Source organism: Nocardia sp. Marseille-Q1738 (assembly GCF_965283145.1).
This window is the reverse complement of sequence record NZ_CBDIMS010000007.1, coordinates 83078-98875: the sequence shown is the minus strand read 5'-3', so window position 1 is coordinate 98875 and position 15798 is coordinate 83078. Positions and strand designations below refer to the sequence as shown.

Here is a 15798-nt window from a genome sequence, read left to right as displayed (position 1 = left end):
CTCATGGACACTGCCACCGTGGCGCGGTTCGAGGCCAGCCGCAATCGGCTGGCCTGCCTCGCCTACCGCCTGCTCGGCTCGGCCGCCGACGCCGAGGACACGGTGCAGGAGGCGTTCCTGCGGTGGCAGGCCGCCGACCGGGACTACGTCGAGGTGCCCGAGGCCTGGCTGACCAAGATCGTCACCAACCTGGCGCTCGACCGGCTCCGTTCGGCGACGGTGCGGCGCGAACGCGCGGTCGGCGCCTGGATGCCCGAACCGCTGCTGGACGGCGACCCGATGCTGGGCCCGGCCGACACCGTCGAGCAGCGCGAATCGGTGACCCTGGCGGTGCTGACCCTCATGGAGCGGCTGTCGCCGGTCGAACGGGCCGCTTACGTGCTGCGCGAGGCCTTCTCCTACAGCCACGCCGAGATCGCCGAGATCCTCGGCATCACCGAGGCCGCCAGCCAGCAACACACCCACCGAGCCCGGCGCCGGATCACCGCCACCGGCAACCGCACCGACATCGACCGCGCCGCCGCGCGCCGAATCGTGGAGGCGTTCGTGGATGCCGCCTCCTCGGGCCGGACCGAACGGCTGGTGGCGCTGCTGACCGACGACGCGACCGGCACCTCCGACGGCGCCGGGGGACTGGCCCAGACCCTGATCCGGTACTCGACCCCGCAGCGGCTCGCCGACGCGGTGCGGGCCGGTTTCACACCATCTCCGGCCAAGCGGCGACTCGCCGGTGGCTCACCCTCCATCCATGCCGGCGTGGTCAACGGCTGCCCGGCCATGCTGTTCACGCTCGACGACCGGGTCCTCGGGGTCGCGATCCTGGAGATCCGCGACGACAAGATCGCAGGCCTGCGCGGCATCGCCGCCCCACACCGACTCGGTCGTCTCACCCAGCAATGGCAGCGGCAGCAACATGACCTCCCCCTGATCGAATCATGGTAACCGGCCCTGCGACGCTCGATGCCCCGGACGATAACTGGGCCACCGATATCTGCGGCAAGGTCAGAGCCCTTCGCGACCTGCTCCGCACCGGCGCAGTCGACGGCGGTTGCGGGCCGACTACGCGGAATTCGGTGCTGCGAAGCGGCGCTGCTCTGAAGATCCGGCTACTCGATCGCGTGCTGAGCAATGAACCACCGCGACGAGTGATCTGCATCACATCATGTCAGGAATTTCGTCCATGCGGTGTCTTGTGCTCGAGCCCCCACGGAGCGAAGGAGACACCATGAGCAAGAACATCGATGTGGTCGTGATCGGCGGCGGATATGCCGGTGTCATGGCGGCCAATCGTGTGCGACAGCGCGACGACGTGACGGTGACCGTGATCAATCCGCGCTCGGTCTTCGTCCCGCGGCTGCGCCTGCATCAACTGGTGGGCGGGACCCACGATGCGGTCGTCGACTACACCGAAGTCCTCGCCGAGGGTGTCCGGTTGGTCGTCGACAGCGTGACGCGGATCGACGCGGCCGGGCGCAGTGTGACGCTGGCCGAGGGCGGCACGATCGGCTACGACTACCTGATCTACGCGGCGGGCAGCAGCGGCGCGGGCTCGCGGGTGCCGGGCGCGGCCGAATTCGCTTACCCGGTCGCCACATTGGAGGCGGCGCAACGGCTGCGGTCGGTGCTCTTCGACACCCCCATGACGGCCCCGGTGACGGTCGTCGGGGGCGGTCCGACCGGCATCGAGACCGCCGCGGAACTGGCGGAGCGTGGCCGCACGGTCACGTTGGTCTGTGGCGAGGTCGTCGGCCCGTACCTGCACCAGAAGGCGCGGCGCACGGCCCGCCAGTACCTCGCCGACCTGGGGGTAAGCGTCGTCGAAGGCCCCGACGCGGCGGTCATCGCGGTGACCACGGAGGCCGTGGAACTCCGCGACGGGCAGCAGTTGGCGAGTGCGGTCACGATCTGGACGGCGGGCTTCGATGTACCCGATCTGGCCGATCGCAGCGGGTTGCGCACCGACGCCGCCGGTCGCCTGCTCACCGACGAAACGCTGACCAGCGTCGACGACGAGCGCATCATCGCGGCGGGCGACTCGGCGGCACCGTCGGGCCTGCCGTTCCGGATGAGCGCCTACACCGCCTACAGCCTGGGAGCGCATGCCGCCGACACCGTGCTGCACCGAATCGCGGGTGACCAGCCCACGCCGATCGACCTGGCCTTCCCCGCCATGTGCCTCAGCTTCGGGCGCGACGCGGGGATCTACCAGCTCGGCCACAAGGACGAGACCGCGATGCGGCTGTACCTCAGCGGGTTCGCGGGCAAGAAGCTCAAGGAATTCGCCTGCGAAGCGGGCATCAAGCACCTCGCGCGCGAGGCGCGCAAGCCCGGCTCGCATCGCTGGTTCAAGGACGGCAAGTACCGGCCGCAGCTGCTGGCCCAGCGCAGCGACGCCCCCACACCTCTCGCCTGAGATACCGACACCGCCGTCGTCGCGACGGCCGCCGCACATCGTGTCATCGGCGAGCCGGTGCGAACCCGAAGACCCACTGAATAGGAGAGGACCCCATGGACACAGCAGGTGAACCCGACGGGCGGCGGCGGGCTTTCAGCGACGACCACGCCACCGTCGACGCGACGGAAACGTTCGTCGTCCACCGCAATCTGCTGTTCACCGTCGCCTACGAGATGCTCGGGTCAGCGGCCGACGCCGAAGACGTGCTGCAGGAGACCTGGCTGCGATGGGTGAGGGTCGACGTATCCCAGGTGAGCGACCAGCGCGCCTACTTGGTGCGCATCACGACCCGGCAGTCACTCAACCGGCTGCGCTCTATGAAACGCCGCAGGGAGGCATACGTGGGCCCCTGGCTCCCCGAGCCACTGCTCACCGCACCGGACGTGGCGGCCGACGTCGAACTCGCCGACAGCATGTCGATGGCGCTGATGCTCGTCCTCGAGACACTGACCCCGACCGAACGGGCGGTGTTCGTGCTGCGCGAAGCATTCGGCTTCGGCTATGACGACATCGCGGCCGCGGTGGACAAGACACCCGCCGCCGTGCACCAGATCGCCCACCGCGCCCGCCACCACGTCGAAGCCCGCCGGCCACGCCGCGTGGTCACCGCGCACCAGGCCGAGGCGGCTGTCGAGGCGTTCCGGAGCGCGCTCGAGACCCGTGACCTGCAAGGCCTGCTCGACGTGCTCGCCCCCGACGTCGTGGCGATCAGCGACGGCGGTGGCATCAAACAGGCCACACCGCGTCCGATCATCGGCGCCGACAAGGTAGCCCGCTTCATCGTCGGCGGTCTCACCAAGCACGACATCACGCTCACCGTCGAACCGACCGCGGTCAACGGCGGCCCCGCACTGGCTCTGCACGTCGACGGAGAACTCGACGGCGTCATCGCGATGCGCGTCGAGGACACCCACATCACCGGCCTCTACTACATCCGCAACCCGCAGAAGCTGACCCACATCGAATCCGAAACACCGCTCAGCCTGCGATGAACACCAGCCACGACCCCACCGCTCGAGGAGTAGACATGACCACGCGGGCACCGCTCGCCACCGACACGCTTCCGTCCCGATGGCCAACAGTGGCCAGAGCGGTCGCTCTGCTCACGGCGATCATCAGTGTGCTGCTCATCGCCTTCGCCTGGCCGTCGGTGCGGTCGTCGGTGCACGATGTGCCGATCGCTGTCGCCGGGCCGACCAACGCTGTCGCGCAGATCCGTACAACGCTTGATCAACGTCTGCCGGGCGGCTTCGAGATCACCGAAGTCGCCGACACCGATGCCGCTGAACAACTCATCCGCGACCGGCAGGTGTACGGCGCGATCGACCTGAGTTCCGGCACCCCGCAGTTCATCGTCGCCTCCGCCGCCAGCACTGCGGTCGCCCAAACCCTGCAGACCATGGCGACCAGCCTCGGCCAGGCAGACAAACCCGGCACACAGGTCGCCGTCCGCGATCTCGCCGCCCTACCCGCCGACGACCCGCGTGGCGCCGGATTGTCCGCAGGCGCACTGCCCCTGGTCATGGGCGGTTTGCTGGCCGCAGTGCTACTGAGCAGACTCGTCCACGGCACCGCCCGCCGAGTCACCGGGGCATTCGCCTTCGCGGCCATCGGCGGCGGGACAGTGGCAGCGATCCTGCAGTTCGGCCTCGGCTCTCTGAGTGGGTCCTACCCAGCCAACACAGGCGCCGTCGCCCTGACGATCGCGGCCACCTCCCTGGTCGTCCTCGGGCTGGAATCCCTGCTCGGATACGCCGGCATCGGGATCGGCGCCGTGATCATGATGCTCATCGGCAACCCACTCTCGGGCACAGCGACCGCACCCGAGATGCTGCCCGGCTGGTCCGGCGCGCTCGGCCAACTCCTTCCGCCCGGAGCGGGCGGCCGGTTACTGCGCTCGACCGCCTTCTTCGACGGCCGCGGCGCCACCCAGGCCGTCATTGTCCTGCTCATCTGGATGGCCTTCGGCGCGGCACTGTGCCTGGTCGGTGGCCTACGCGCCCACCGCGCCACCACAACCACCGCGGGACTTCCGATGACGCGTACACCACTTGCTGAAGCCTCATCGGCATCACCGCTACCGGGCGTTTCGGCGGGCAACCGCACGTGATCGTTGGTCAGGTCACCGTGTTGATCGAGGATGGCCAGCCGACCGACAGCGGCTTGCCGAAGCGCACGCTTCGCGGCATCGGCCACCGCCCACGCCAACCGAACACGTTGGCCTGCACGACATCCGGTGCCAGCGCACTGCCCATCATTCGATCTCGAACGGCACGGTCAGCAGTCGGTTCTACTGACATTCCGATGACGAATTGGCACTGACACCACGATGACGAGTCTCAGCGGACGGTGCGCGGGAACCGGTGTGCGCGGGTCAGCTGGCGGCGACGGCCTCCTGTCTGGTGCCGTGGCGCAGGCCGATGGACATGATGTCGGATGGTTCGTCGAGTTCGAGGCGGTGCCAGCGGTTTCGGGGAACCACGAAGGCGGTGCCTGCGGTGAGGCGGACCATCGACTCCGCGTCGCCCGGTTGCTCCGGTCGCAGATAGAGCCGCAGCGCGCCGGTCAAGCAGCACACTGCCTCGTCGCCCGCGGGGTGGATTTCCCAGTGATCGGCGTGCACGTCGGCGTCGGATTCGACATGGAAGGTGGCGAGTTGCCAGCCGCCGTCGCCGCTGCTCATGCGGCGTTGTGCGGCTCGCACGTCGCCGCTCGCCTGGAAGTGCAGTCCGAGGTCGAACAGATCGATCGGTGTGGAGGTCATCGTTTTCCTTTCGTTGATTGCCGGGAGAGCTGTTCCAGTGGGTGCCTAGCGGCGCACCGGCGAAAGTTCTGCAGAAATTGCTTCTTTCGGCATCGGCTCTGCCATAGGGCGGCGCGGCGACGGAAGAACGACCGCCGCGACGACGCAGGCCACCGCGAAAAGTGCTGCGGCGCAACCGAGGCCGAGGGCGTAGCCGTCGTTGAGGGCGACCGGTCCGGTGTTATCGCCGGTCCGCGTGGCCGCGAGGGTGGCGAGTGCGGCCACGCCGACACTCCCGCCGAGCTGGCGGGCGCTGTTGAACACGCCGGATGCCATTCCCGCTTCGCCGGGCGCCACACCCATGGTCGCCGCCGCGGCCACTGGGGCGAGGCACAGACCGAGACCGAACCCGCCGAGCAGGGAGGGGCCGAGGACGTCGGCGAGAAAGCTGCCGTCTGGACTGATCAAGGCGAACCAGCCGATACCGACTGTGGCGAGCAGCCCGCCGGTGACGAGCGCCGCTTTGGGGGAACGTCGGCCGCCGACGCGGGTGGCGACAATCGTCCCGACGATCACGCTGAGCGAGAACGGAACGAATGCCGCGCCCGCCGCGCCCGCGTTCATCCCCAAGACCTGCTGCAAATAGAGCGACAGCAGATAGAACGCGCTGAATTGACCGGCACCGGCGAGGAATACGAAAAGGTTCGCTCCCGCCACCCATCGGTTGCGGAACAGTCCGAGCCGTACCAGCGGCGCCGCCGCCCGTGCCTCCACGATGAGGAAAGCGGCCAGCAGCAGCGCGCCCACGCCGATGGTGATGCCGGTCGCTGCGGATAACCAGCCGTAGTGATCGGTTCGCACCACGCCGACCACCACCAAACCGATTCCGCCGGTGCCGAGTACCGCGCCGGGCACGTCGATCCGCCCGCGCGGGCCTGGCCGGTCGGCCGCGACACCGGCCGCTGCCGCGCCCAGCGCGATCACCACGATCGGAACGTTGATCAGCATCACCCAGCGCCAGCTCGCGTACTCGGTCAGCAGTCCACCCACCAGCACCCCCATCGCGCCACCCGCCGCATTGACCGCACTCCACACGCCGAGCGCCCGCACTCGTGCCGGTCCCTCGGAAAAAGTCGTGGTCAGCGTCGCCAGCGCGGCGGGAGCGACGGCTGCGGCGGCGAGACCCTGGATCGCTCGCGCGGCGACGAGATGCCACGGCTCCTGCGCGAAACCGCCGGCCAGGGACGCGATGCCGAAAGCGACGAGCCCGCCGACGAACAACCTGCGTCGCCCGAACAGGTCGCACGCCTTTCCACCGAGCAGCAGGAATCCACCGAAAGTCAGCGCGTAGATGTGCGCCACCCACGCCAGATCGACCGGCGCGAAGCCCAGATCGACCCGGATCGCGGGCAGCGCGACGTTCACCACCGCGAGGTCGAGCGCGACCATGAACTGGGCCACGGCCACCGCCGTCAAAGCGACGCCAGGCCGCCCTCTCGAGTTTTCATACATGTATAAAAACTAACCGGACGGGCAGCCCGTGTCCACACCGATGCGGCGTGATGCGTGATGATGGACCCATGCCGAGCCCGTCGCCGCAGCCCCACCGCACCGGCCGACCTGCGCGAATCTCCCGCGCGGAGATCGTCGCGGCGGCCAACGCCGTGATCGATGCCGAAGGTGTGGAGAAGCTGACCATGCGCCGTCTGGCGGCCGAGCTCGGTTGTACGCCGATGGCGCTGTATCACCATGTCCGGGACAAGGAAGACCTGCTCCGGCTGCTGCTCAACGACTACGCCGACCAGGTGGTCTGGCCGGATCTGCCGGAGGACCCGAAAGAGCGCATCCGCATCGCCGCGCAAGCAATGCACGACGTGCTCGCCGCCCGCCCGTGGATCGTCGAAATCCTCGCCGCCGACGATCTTTTCGGCGTCTCCGCGCTGTGGGTGAGCGAATCCATCATCGATGGCTTCGTGACCTGCGGCCTCCCGCTGGAGCGTGCGGTCCAGGCATATCGCACCATCTGGCACTACACGGCGGGCGACCTGATCGTGCGCGCGAGATCCACGCGCCGTGCCGCCGAGAACCGCCCCACCTTCCGCGCGCAGGTCTTCGCCGACCTGGACGCCGAAACCTACCCCCACCTGGCCACCCTCGGCCCCGACTACCTCACCCTCACCACCCAGAACACCTACGACCTCGGACTCCGCGCCCTCATTACCGGCCTGCTGTCGTGACGGGAGTCGAATGGTGGCTCCGGCATCATCACGAGCCGCCATTTCACTACCGTCGCTGAGAAATCCACAGCTGGCGAGGTGTCCACAGGGATGGGGAAAGGCCTGGTGGGCGCCGGGTTATGGGTGAACGGGCGGGGCATGCTCGGCGCATGCGACTCGGCTTGGAACAGGTGCGGGACAAACAGTTCGGCGTGTTCACCGCGCGGCAAGTGCTGCGCGAGTACACCCGAGCCGAGCTACGTGCCCGGATCGACCGTGGGGAGTGGGTACGCGTCTTTCATGGGGTGTACCGCGAGGTGACCACACGACCGACAGCGCAACTGCGCGTCGAGGCGGCACGGCTGTCGATGGGGCTGCCGTCGCTCACCGCAGCCTATCGCTCCGCAGCCGAGTTGCACGGTTTCTCCGTCCTGCCGGACCAACCGACGGAGGTTCTCGGCGTGCAAGCCTCGCGCACCTCTCGGCTGGTCGTGCACCGCGATCGAGTCGACCCAGCGGAACTGGATCTGGTCCGCGGAACCATCGCCACGAATGCCGTCCGCACCGCCGCCGACCTCGCACGCACCCTGACCCGAATGGACGCGTTGGCGACCTTGGATGCCGCACTGCGCAGCGGAATCTCATCCGCTGCGCTCGCCGAGGAGATCCAAAAGCACGCCGGCCGACGCGGTCGTCGACAAGCTGCCGAGCTGATCGGCCTGGCTGACGCCCGCGCGGAATCCGCCATGGAGTCACGCACCCGGCTGCGCTGTATCGACGCTGGCTTACCGCCCCCGGAACCGCAAGTGGAGGTCACCACTCGAGACGGCCTCCGCCGCATCGACCTGGGCTGGCGGCAATGGCGAGTCGGCCTCGAATATGACAGTGCCGCAGGGCATTCCGGGCAGAACGCCGCGCTGCGTGACAATCCGCGCCACAACTGGCTGAGCACCGAAGGCTGGACCATCTACTACGCCACCGCCGCCGACGTCTACCACCATCCGCAGCACTTCACCGCCCCTATCCAGTGCGCGATCGACCGAGCGTAGTGAAATGGTGGTTACCTGGAGAAAGCCGCGCCACCATTCGACTCCGCTCAGCGATCGGCAATCGGTGCGTTACTCAGAATGTGACGCGCTGGTCGGCGGGCAGGAAGAGTTTGTCGCCTTCCTTCACTTCGAAGGTCTTGTAGAACTCCTCCAGGTTGCGCACGACCTGGTTGCAGCGGAATTCGGCAGGGGAGTGGGTGTCGGCGGCGAGGTAGCGGACGGTGAGTTCCTTCGTCTGTTTTTCCCGCCAGCTGCGAGCCCAGGACAGGAACATGGTGCGGTAGTCGGGGTTGTCGATCCCGCGGCGTTTTTCGGCGATGCGGAAGGCGGCCAGGGTGATCTGCAAGCCGCGCAGGTCGGCGAGGTTCTCGCCGACGGTGAGTTCGCCGTTGACGTGCTGGTTCGGCTCGAGGCCTTCGGGGACCAGCACGTTGTACTGCTCGACCAGCTGCTTCGCCTTTGCGTCGAACGCGGCCCGGTCCTCGGGAGTCCACCAGTCGCGGCGGTTGCCGTCGCCGTCGTATTTGGAGCCTTGGTCGTCGAAGCCGTGGCCGATTTCATGGCCGATGGTCGACCCGACCGCTCCGAAGTTGACCGCGGGCAGCGCGTCTTTGTCGAAGAACGGCGGCTGGAGGTATGCGGCCGGGAAGACGATCTGGTTGGAGGTCGCCGAATAGTAGGCGTTCACCGTCTGCGGCGACATTCCCCATTCGGTCTTGTCGACCGGGGTGCCCAGGCGCGCGAAGGCACGCTTGACCTCGAAATCATTGACGGCGAGCAACGATTCGATCAGCTTGCCCTTGGTGATCTTCAGCTTGGAGTAGTCGATCCACTTGTCCGGGTAGCCGATCTTGGGATCGATCTTGTCCAGTTTCGCCAGCGACGCCGTCCTGGTCGCGGGCGACATCCAGGTGGAGTTGGTGAAGTTCTCCCGGTAGGCCGCGATGACGTCGCCGAGCATTTCCTTGGCGCGCTCTTTTGCCTCCGGCGGAAAGTGCTTGTCCACATAGAGTTTCCCGAGCTGTTCGCCGAGCCGTTCGTCGACGATGCCGACCCCGTACTTCCAGCGTTCCGGGCGCTCGTCCTGACCGTTGAGCACCCTGCCCTTGAAATCGAAATTCGCGTCGTTGATGGCTTTGGGCAGGTAAGGCGCGAATTCCCGCAGCACGTACAACTTGAGGTAGTCCCGCCACGTGGCGATGTCGACCTCGGTCCACAGCTGGCCGGCCGCCGTGATGTAGGACGGCTGGTTGACCACGATCGAGGCGAACAGCTCGCGCGGGCGGTCGGTGTTCCCCGCCAGCCACGGGTCCCAGTCGAATCCCGGTGCGAGTGCGGTCGTCTCGGCCCAGCTGTACAAGTTGTACGTCGCGTCGGTGTCGCGGTTGCGCACGTTGTCCCAGTGCGCGGGAGCGATGCGCTTCTCCAGGTCGAACACGCGCTGAGCGATACCGGCTGGATCGGCGAACCCGGCGCCCGCCGCGATGCGCTCGAGGAAGATTCGATACTGCGCGAGCACCTCGGCGTACTCGGGCTTCCGGTAGTACTGCTCACCGAGTCCGAGGCCGGACTGGCCGACCGAAGGGATGTAGGCGTCGGAGTTCTTCCGGTCGACGCCGATGCCGAGTCCGATCAGCCCGCCGATCGGCAGCTCGGCCATCACCTTCGCCAGGTCCGCCTTGGTCGCGGCGCCGTCGATCTTGGCGAACAGCCCCGCCAGCGGAGTCATGCCGAGCCGTTCGATCTCGTCCCAGTCCAGGCGTGCGTCGTACAGGTCCTTGATCTGCTGGGCTTCCGAGCCGGGCTCCGGGTCCTGAATGCCCTCGATGATCTCCCGCAACTGCTGCTGGGTGCGCTCGGCGGCCTCGCTCGTCGAGCCGAAGGCGACTTTGTCCGGCGGCAGCTGGTACTCCCGCAGCCACTTCCCGTTGACGTGCCGGTACAGGTCGTCCTGCGGCCGGATCGTCTCGTCCGCCCCGCTCAGGTCGACACCGGTGAGCGTCTGGCTCGCCGGTTCGGTGTCGTTCGAGCAGGCGACCAGCGCGGCGGCGGCCGGGACCGCCCCGAGCGCGATCAGGAACGCACGACGGTCCAGCTTGCCTGGACGACCGGTTGATGTCACGAGAGTCCTCTCCCCGACGCGGCGTTGCCGCAGATGTACGTAAAGGCAGCCTTACAGGACACCGAGGCTACCGCCGCGGCGCCGGTCCAGCCCGGAAACGTGGCCCGGGGAGGCCGCCCGACCGCCCGATTTGGGAACGACCTGCGGATTCCCATACACTAGACCGGTTGCCTGCGGGAGCTATGCCCGCAATCCGGCAGTGAACCCCCAGTGGTTGGTTCCGCGTTATCGCTCAGATCGAGGAAACCCGCTGGCAGGCGCGCGTCCGGAGGGCAACCGACCATGCCCGTCGGGTCGGCAATCCGGCGTGCTAAACGTCCAGGTCAAGGAGGACGCTGAAGTGATTCAGCAGGAGTCGCGACTGCGCGTCGCCGACAACACGGGTGCGAAGGAGATCCTCTGCATCCGCGTTCTCGGTGGTTCGTCGCGTCGCTATGCCGGTATCGGCGATGTCATCGTCGCTACCGTGAAGGACGCCATCCCCGGCGGCAACGTCAAGCGGGGTGATGTCGTGAAGGCCGTCGTCGTGCGCACCACCAAGGAGCGCCGCCGTCCGGACGGTTCCTACATCCGTTTCGACGAGAACGCGGCCGTGCTCATCAAGGCGGACAACGACCCGCGCGGCACTCGCATCTTCGGCCCGGTCGGCCGCGAGCTGCGCGACAAGAAGTTCATGAAGATCGTCTCGCTGGCCCCGGAGGTGCTCTGACATGAAGGTGCACAAGGGCGACACCGTGCTCGTCATCTCGGGCAAGGACAAGGGTGCCAAGGGCAAGGTCATCCAGGCCTACCCGAAGGAGAACCGGGTTCTCGTCGAGGGCGTGAACCGGATCAAGAAGCACGTCGCGAACTCCGCCACTCAGCGCGGCGCCTCCTCGGGCGGCATCGTGACCCAGGAAGCTCCGATCCACGTGTCGAACGTGATGGTCGTCGACTCCGACGGCAAGCCGACCCGGGTCGGCTACCGGACCGACGAGGAGAGCGGCAAGCGGGTCCGGATCTCCCGGAAGAACGGGAAGGACATCTGACATGACCACGACCGAAAAAGTGCAGCCCCGGCTGAAGCAGCGCTACCGCGAAGAGATCAAGGACGCGCTGAACAACGAGTTCAACTACGCCAACGTGATGCAGATCCCGGGCGTGGTGAAGGTCGTCGTCAACATGGGTGTCGGCGACGCCGCCCGCGACGCGAAGCTGATCAATGGCGCGGTCGAGGACTTGGCCCTGATCACCGGCCAGAAGCCGCAGATCCGCAAGGCGACCAAGTCCATCGCGCAGTTCAAGCTGCGTGAGGGCATGCCGATCGGCGCGAAGGTCACCCTGCGCGGCGACCGGATGTGGGAGTTCCTCGACCGCCTGGTCTCCATCGCGCTGCCGCGTATCCGCGACTTCCGCGGCCTGTCGCCGAAGCAGTTCGACGGCAACGGCAACTACACGTTCGGCCTGAGCGAGCAGTCGATGTTCCACGAGATCGACGTGGACAGGATCGACCGCCCGCGCGGCATGGACATCACCGTGGTGACCACCGCGACCAACAACGAAGAAGGCCGTGCCCTGCTCAAGCACCTCGGCTTCCCGTTCAAGGAGAACTGAGCACATGGCAAAGAAAGCACTGGTCAACAAAGCCAACGCCAAGCCGAAGTTCGCGGTCCGCGCCTACACCCGCTGCCAGCGGTGCGGCCGCCCCCACGCGGTCTACCGCAAGTTCGGCCTCTGCCGCGTGTGCCTGCGCGAAATGGCGCACCGGGGCGAGCTGCCGGGCGTGCACAAGAGCTCCTGGTGAGCTCGCGCTCCTCGTGAGCGCACCCGGATAGCAAGACAGCGAGGGCACGGACTCACACCGAGTCCGTGCCCTCGCCTTCTATAGAGGCGCTCCCACCGCGGCAACACTGATCGGACGCAGCTTTCCCGCCGCGAACTCCGCCGTCGAGCGTTTGACCGAAGCCGGAATCCTGCGCCAGCTCACGGTCGGCTCCGCTGCAACCGGGCCTTCGAGTCGCCCGAGGCGGTCACCGCGTTCACCGTCCTGGAACGGCGTCTTGCCAGTCCTTCCTCTGACTGTGTTCGGACGTGATGTGCGGTCGGCCCCGGCTGTGATTTGTCCCGGATATCCGGTCCAGTGACACGTTCTGTGTCGATACCGCTTAACGTCGCGGGGGCACAACAGTTGGTTCGGAAGGTGGCGGCGAGCGTGACAGGTACCGAGGCGAAGCTCGATGAACTGGTCAAGATCCTGACGATAGCTGCGGAACCGGCGGGTGAGGCCGGTGCCGCCAAGCGGGCGAAGAAGGGCGTTCCGAGTGTTCGCCAGCGTGTGGACATGCTGCTCGACCGCGGGACGTTCATCGAGACCGGTGCGTTGGCTCGTCAGCCCGGCCGACCGGATGCTCTCTACGGTGACGGGCTGGTTACCGGTCGCGGTCTGATCGGGGGCCGTCCGGTGGTGGTGATCGCCCACGATCAGACCGTGTACGGCGGGTCGGTCGGTATCACGTCCGCCCGCAAGTTCATGCGGGCGCTGCAACTCGCGTTCGACAACGCATGCCCGGTGGTGACGATCAATGATTCCGGCGGTGCGCGTATCCAGGACGCGGTGGGTTCGATCGCTTCGTTCGGTGATATTTCCCGGGTGTTGGAGAAACTGTCCGGGTATGTGCCACAGGTGTCGATCATTCTCGGCAAGTGCGCAGCGGGTTCGGTATACGGACCGATCAACACCGACGTGCTCATCGGCACCAGGGATTCCTACATGTTCGTCACCGGGCCGGAGGTGATCAAAGCCGTCAACGGTGAGGACGTCACCGCCGAGGAGCTCGGTGGCGCCGAGGTACAGGCCGAACGCGGCACCCTGCATCACGTGGCCGACACCGAGCAGGAAGCCTACGAGTGGGCGCGCAACTACCTGAGCTACATGCCGACGAGCTGTCTCGAGCAGCCGCCGATTGTGAACCCCGGCTTGGAGCCGGAGATCACTGCTACCGATCGGGAGCTCGACACGATCATCCCGGATTCCGATCGCGCCGGTTACGACATGCATGAGATCCTGCTGCGGATCTTCGACGACGGTGAATTTCACGAAATCCGCGCCGCTTTCGCCCCGAATCTGATCACCGGGTTCGCCAGGGTCGACGGCTATCCGGTCGGTGTGATCGCCAACCAGCCGTTGGTGCTAGGTGGTTCCATCGACGCCGCCTGCTCGGACAAGTCGACCTACTTCATCCGGCTCTGCGACGCGTTCAATATCCCGCTGGTGTTCGTCGCGGACACCCCGGGCGTGCTGCCGGGCCTCGAGCAGGAAGCCAACGGTGTGATCATCCGCGGCGGGCGGGTCCCGCGTGCGATCATCGAGGCGACGGTCCCGATCATCAACCTGGTCGTGCGCAAGTCTTACGGTGGCGCCTACGGCATGATGGCGGCCCGACAGGTGGGTGCCGATATCAGTTTCGCCTGGCCGACGGCCCGGATCGCTGTGATCGGCGCCGACAGCGCGGTCGACCTCATCGGCAAGCGGCAATTGGAGGCGGTGCCGGAGGAGCATCGGGCAGCGGCGCGTGAGTTCATGATCAACCAGTACAACGAGACGATCGCCACCCCGTGGATCGCCGCCGAACGCGGCTACATCGACGCGGTCATCGAACCGGCGCGCACCCGTCTGGAGATCCGGAACGCGCTGCGCCTGTTGCGGGACAAGCCGCCGGTCAAGCCGGAGTTCAACCCGCGCAAGCACCCGGTGTACCCGATGTGATCTTCCCGTTGACTCCGCAGCTGGGCTTTGCGCCAAGCAGCGAATCGCAGACGACCAGAAGAAAGGCGCTGCGGCGGATCGTCTCCGCCGCAGCGCCTTTCGCGACTTCGGCTCAGCAGGTCAAGCGCTGATTGTCAGGGCAGCACCTGCGGAATGACATCGGGTGCGACCGTACCCACGACCGCGCCGACCACGGCACCCAGGATGGCGGTGGTCACCACGCCGACCGCGGCGCACAGCACGTAACCGACGACGAAGGCCGCCACGGTCGGAATGCAGGTGATGAGGGCGGCGATCGCACCGACGCCCGCGCCCGCGGCCGCACCGTTCATGACCGGATCCGGGTACTGCGCCCCCGGATTGGTCGCGATGTCCTTCAGTTCCGCGCCCGTCGCGGCCGAGACCTCAGGTGTGGTCACCGACAGCGTGCGGCCGTCCTCGGACACCTTGGCATCCAGGGCGATGGTGGTACCGGACGGCGTGGCCAGCGTGCGCGGAAGCTCGGTGACCGCCGCGCCGGCCTTGTTCACGACCTTGATCGAGGCCTCGCCGAGCTGGAACGTGCCTGCATCCAGCGTGGCGGAGACGGTGCGCAGGTCCGGCGCGACCGTGGTGTGGTAGCCGATGTCCGCGGACGTGCCCGACGTCGAGATCGCCTGGGCCAACTTCGCCTGCTGATCAGCGTAGTTGGTGGCCGAAGCGGCTCCGGCACCGGCGAACGTAGTCGCCACGGCCAGCGGCAGCGCACCGATAAGCGCCTTACGACCGATACGCGTTGCAGCGCGATAGAACATTGAATTCATTTTCCCTCCCGACCCCCGACCACCCCCCACGAGGACGAATCGAACGTCGTGTCGTGTGAACTGAACGCACTATTGGTAGCGACTGCACGATCGTCAAGGCAAACCTTGTGACATTGTCCACAATGTGGAACCGATTGAGCAGCATGGTAATTCGATCCGCCATGAACTCTCGGCAAACTGAGAGCGAATGCTGTCACCGACTCCGCCGCCGCATCGGGCGACTGCCGCGAAGCTCTCGTTTCAGCGCTGTCAAGACGCACGGCTCCCGCGGCGAACATGTCGATATCGTTCAGTGCGTCCTCGGTCTACCCGTACGTCTCGGCGTTGTGCAGCAATCCCATACTCCAGCCGGACTGCGTGATCAGTTGAGTTGGCGGGACATTGCCGGTACGGAGCGGTGTGGAGGTCGGCGGCGCCAGGTCGACCAGTGCCGGAGGGCGCGAGCGGGCTGCTGGATCAGGACCGCGTACAGGTGCCGAATTGGGTGCTCTATCAGCGAGCGGGCAATCGTCGCGTAGGCGATCGCGGTCTTGTCGCCGAGTCCCAAGCCCCAGAAGCAGTACGACTGCCGTCATTTGATCGATCGACTGCCCGCGCTCGCGGGATGGCGTGCTGCTACGCCGGAGTCGTGATCAAAGACATCAGCGGCTTACGCAGCTTCCGGC

16 protein-coding genes are annotated in these 15798 nt (G+C 66.9%); 11 read left to right on the top strand and 5 right to left on the bottom strand.

What is annotated here, in order from left to right:
* Window positions 1-3: 3 nt before the first annotated feature.
* The 4 genes from ACWPXK_RS23900 (at window position 4) to ACWPXK_RS23885 (ending at window position 4565) form a co-directional block, all read left to right on the top strand.
* Window positions 4-942: a sigma-70 family RNA polymerase sigma factor gene (locus ACWPXK_RS23900; RefSeq protein ID WP_454198417.1), complete on the top strand. Its 939-nt coding sequence runs from the start codon at window positions 4-6 to the stop codon at window positions 940-942.
* Between the two features lie 283 nt (window positions 943-1225).
* Window positions 1226-2413, top strand: coding sequence for an NAD(P)/FAD-dependent oxidoreductase (locus ACWPXK_RS23895; RefSeq protein WP_454198416.1), 1188 nt, complete (start codon window positions 1226-1228; stop codon window positions 2411-2413).
* Between the two features lie 95 nt (window positions 2414-2508).
* Window positions 2509-3447, top strand: a complete 939-nt coding sequence (locus ACWPXK_RS23890) for an RNA polymerase sigma-70 factor (RefSeq protein ID WP_454198415.1) — start codon at window positions 2509-2511, stop codon at window positions 3445-3447.
* A gap of 35 nt (window positions 3448-3482) precedes the next feature.
* The gene (locus ACWPXK_RS23885; protein ID WP_454198414.1) at window positions 3483-4565 is read left to right on the top strand and encodes a hypothetical protein; all 1083 of its coding nucleotides are present in this window, start codon (window positions 3483-3485) and stop codon (window positions 4563-4565) included.
* Window positions 4566-4572: 7 nt separating this feature from the next.
* Here ACWPXK_RS23885 and ACWPXK_RS23880 read toward each other — a convergent pair whose 3' ends face one another.
* From ACWPXK_RS23880 to ACWPXK_RS23870, 3 genes are all read right to left on the bottom strand, one after another.
* Window positions 4573-4713, bottom strand: coding sequence for a hypothetical protein (locus ACWPXK_RS23880; protein ID WP_454198413.1), 141 nt, complete (start codon window positions 4711-4713; stop codon window positions 4573-4575).
* 116 nt (window positions 4714-4829) lie between these two features.
* Window positions 4830-5219 carry a cupin gene (locus ACWPXK_RS23875; protein ID WP_454198412.1) on the bottom strand — a complete coding sequence of 130 codons (390 nt, stop codon included), beginning with the start codon at window positions 5217-5219 and terminating at the stop codon, window positions 4830-4832.
* 45 nt (window positions 5220-5264) lie between these two features.
* Window positions 5265-6659 (bottom strand): MFS transporter, encoded by a 1395-nt coding sequence (locus tag ACWPXK_RS23870; protein WP_454198411.1) that lies wholly within the window; start codon window positions 6657-6659, stop codon window positions 5265-5267.
* A 119-nt stretch (window positions 6660-6778) separates the two neighbouring features.
* Here ACWPXK_RS23870 and ACWPXK_RS23865 point away from each other — a divergent pair, with 119 nt between their 5' ends.
* Window positions 6779-7435, top strand: coding sequence for a TetR/AcrR family transcriptional regulator (locus ACWPXK_RS23865; RefSeq protein WP_454198410.1), 657 nt, complete (start codon window positions 6779-6781; stop codon window positions 7433-7435).
* A 149-nt stretch (window positions 7436-7584) separates the two neighbouring features.
* Entirely contained in the window at window positions 7585-8463 is an 879-nt protein-coding gene (locus ACWPXK_RS23860; RefSeq protein WP_454198409.1) for a type IV toxin-antitoxin system AbiEi family antitoxin domain-containing protein, read from the top strand.
* Window positions 8464-8536: 73 nt separating this feature from the next.
* Here ACWPXK_RS23860 and ACWPXK_RS23855 read toward each other — a convergent pair whose 3' ends face one another.
* Window positions 8537-10585, bottom strand: a complete 2049-nt coding sequence (locus ACWPXK_RS23855; RefSeq protein WP_454198408.1) for a M13 family metallopeptidase — start codon at window positions 10583-10585, stop codon at window positions 8537-8539.
* Between the two features lie 340 nt (window positions 10586-10925).
* On the opposite strand from ACWPXK_RS23855, the gene rplN reads away from it, so the two are divergent.
* The 5 genes from rplN to ACWPXK_RS23830 all read left to right on the top strand — a co-directional run bounded on the left by rplN (window position 10926) and on the right by ACWPXK_RS23830 (window position 14330).
* Window positions 10926-11294 carry a 50S ribosomal protein L14 gene (gene rplN / locus ACWPXK_RS23850; protein ID WP_014349098.1) on the top strand — a complete coding sequence of 123 codons (369 nt, stop codon included), beginning with the start codon at window positions 10926-10928 and terminating at the stop codon, window positions 11292-11294.
* A gap of 1 nt (window position 11295) precedes the next feature.
* Entirely contained in the window at window positions 11296-11613 is a 318-nt protein-coding gene (gene rplX, locus ACWPXK_RS23845) for a 50S ribosomal protein L24 (RefSeq protein ID WP_040774295.1), read from the top strand.
* Window position 11614: 1 nt separating this feature from the next.
* The gene (gene rplE, locus ACWPXK_RS23840) at window positions 11615-12178 is read left to right on the top strand and encodes a 50S ribosomal protein L5 (protein ID WP_330233054.1); all 564 of its coding nucleotides are present in this window, start codon (window positions 11615-11617) and stop codon (window positions 12176-12178) included.
* Window positions 12179-12182: 4 nt separating this feature from the next.
* The gene (locus tag ACWPXK_RS23835; RefSeq protein WP_014981705.1) at window positions 12183-12368 is read left to right on the top strand and encodes a type Z 30S ribosomal protein S14; all 186 of its coding nucleotides are present in this window, start codon (window positions 12183-12185) and stop codon (window positions 12366-12368) included.
* Window positions 12369-12776: 408 nt separating this feature from the next.
* Window positions 12777-14330, top strand: coding sequence for an acyl-CoA carboxylase subunit beta (locus tag ACWPXK_RS23830; protein ID WP_454198407.1), 1554 nt, complete (start codon window positions 12777-12779; stop codon window positions 14328-14330).
* Between the two features lie 134 nt (window positions 14331-14464).
* Here the strand turns inward: ACWPXK_RS23830 and ACWPXK_RS23825 are convergent, their stop codons facing one another.
* A complete protein-coding gene (locus ACWPXK_RS23825; protein ID WP_454198406.1) occupies window positions 14465-15124 on the bottom strand; it encodes a hypothetical protein in 660 nt (219 codons plus the stop codon).
* Window positions 15125-15798: the final 674 nt, after the last annotated feature.

Coding starts and splice junctions, on each gene's coding strand:
- ACWPXK_RS23895 (WP_454198416.1), top strand. CDS start 1,226: ATGAGCAAGAACATCGATGTGGTCGTGATCGGCGGCGGATATGCCGGT.
- ACWPXK_RS23825 (WP_454198406.1), bottom strand. CDS start 15,124: ATGTTCTATCGCGCTGCAACGCGTATCGGTCGTAAGGCGCTTATCGGT.
- ACWPXK_RS23835 (WP_014981705.1), top strand. CDS start 12,183: ATGGCAAAGAAAGCACTGGTCAACAAAGCCAACGCCAAGCCGAAGTTC.
- rplE (WP_330233054.1), top strand. CDS start 11,615: ATGACCACGACCGAAAAAGTGCAGCCCCGGCTGAAGCAGCGCTACCGC.
- ACWPXK_RS23890 (WP_454198415.1), top strand. CDS start 2,509: ATGGACACAGCAGGTGAACCCGACGGGCGGCGGCGGGCTTTCAGCGAC.
- ACWPXK_RS23875 (WP_454198412.1), bottom strand. CDS start 5,219: ATGACCTCCACACCGATCGATCTGTTCGACCTCGGACTGCACTTCCAG.
- ACWPXK_RS23880 (WP_454198413.1), bottom strand. CDS start 4,713: ATGATGGGCAGTGCGCTGGCACCGGATGTCGTGCAGGCCAACGTGTTC.
- rplX (WP_040774295.1), top strand. CDS start 11,296: ATGAAGGTGCACAAGGGCGACACCGTGCTCGTCATCTCGGGCAAGGAC.
- ACWPXK_RS23860 (WP_454198409.1), top strand. CDS start 7,585: ATGCGACTCGGCTTGGAACAGGTGCGGGACAAACAGTTCGGCGTGTTC.
- ACWPXK_RS23885 (WP_454198414.1), top strand. CDS start 3,483: ATGACCACGCGGGCACCGCTCGCCACCGACACGCTTCCGTCCCGATGG.
- ACWPXK_RS23865 (WP_454198410.1), top strand. CDS start 6,779: ATGCCGAGCCCGTCGCCGCAGCCCCACCGCACCGGCCGACCTGCGCGA.
- ACWPXK_RS23900 (WP_454198417.1), top strand. CDS start 4: ATGGACACTGCCACCGTGGCGCGGTTCGAGGCCAGCCGCAATCGGCTG.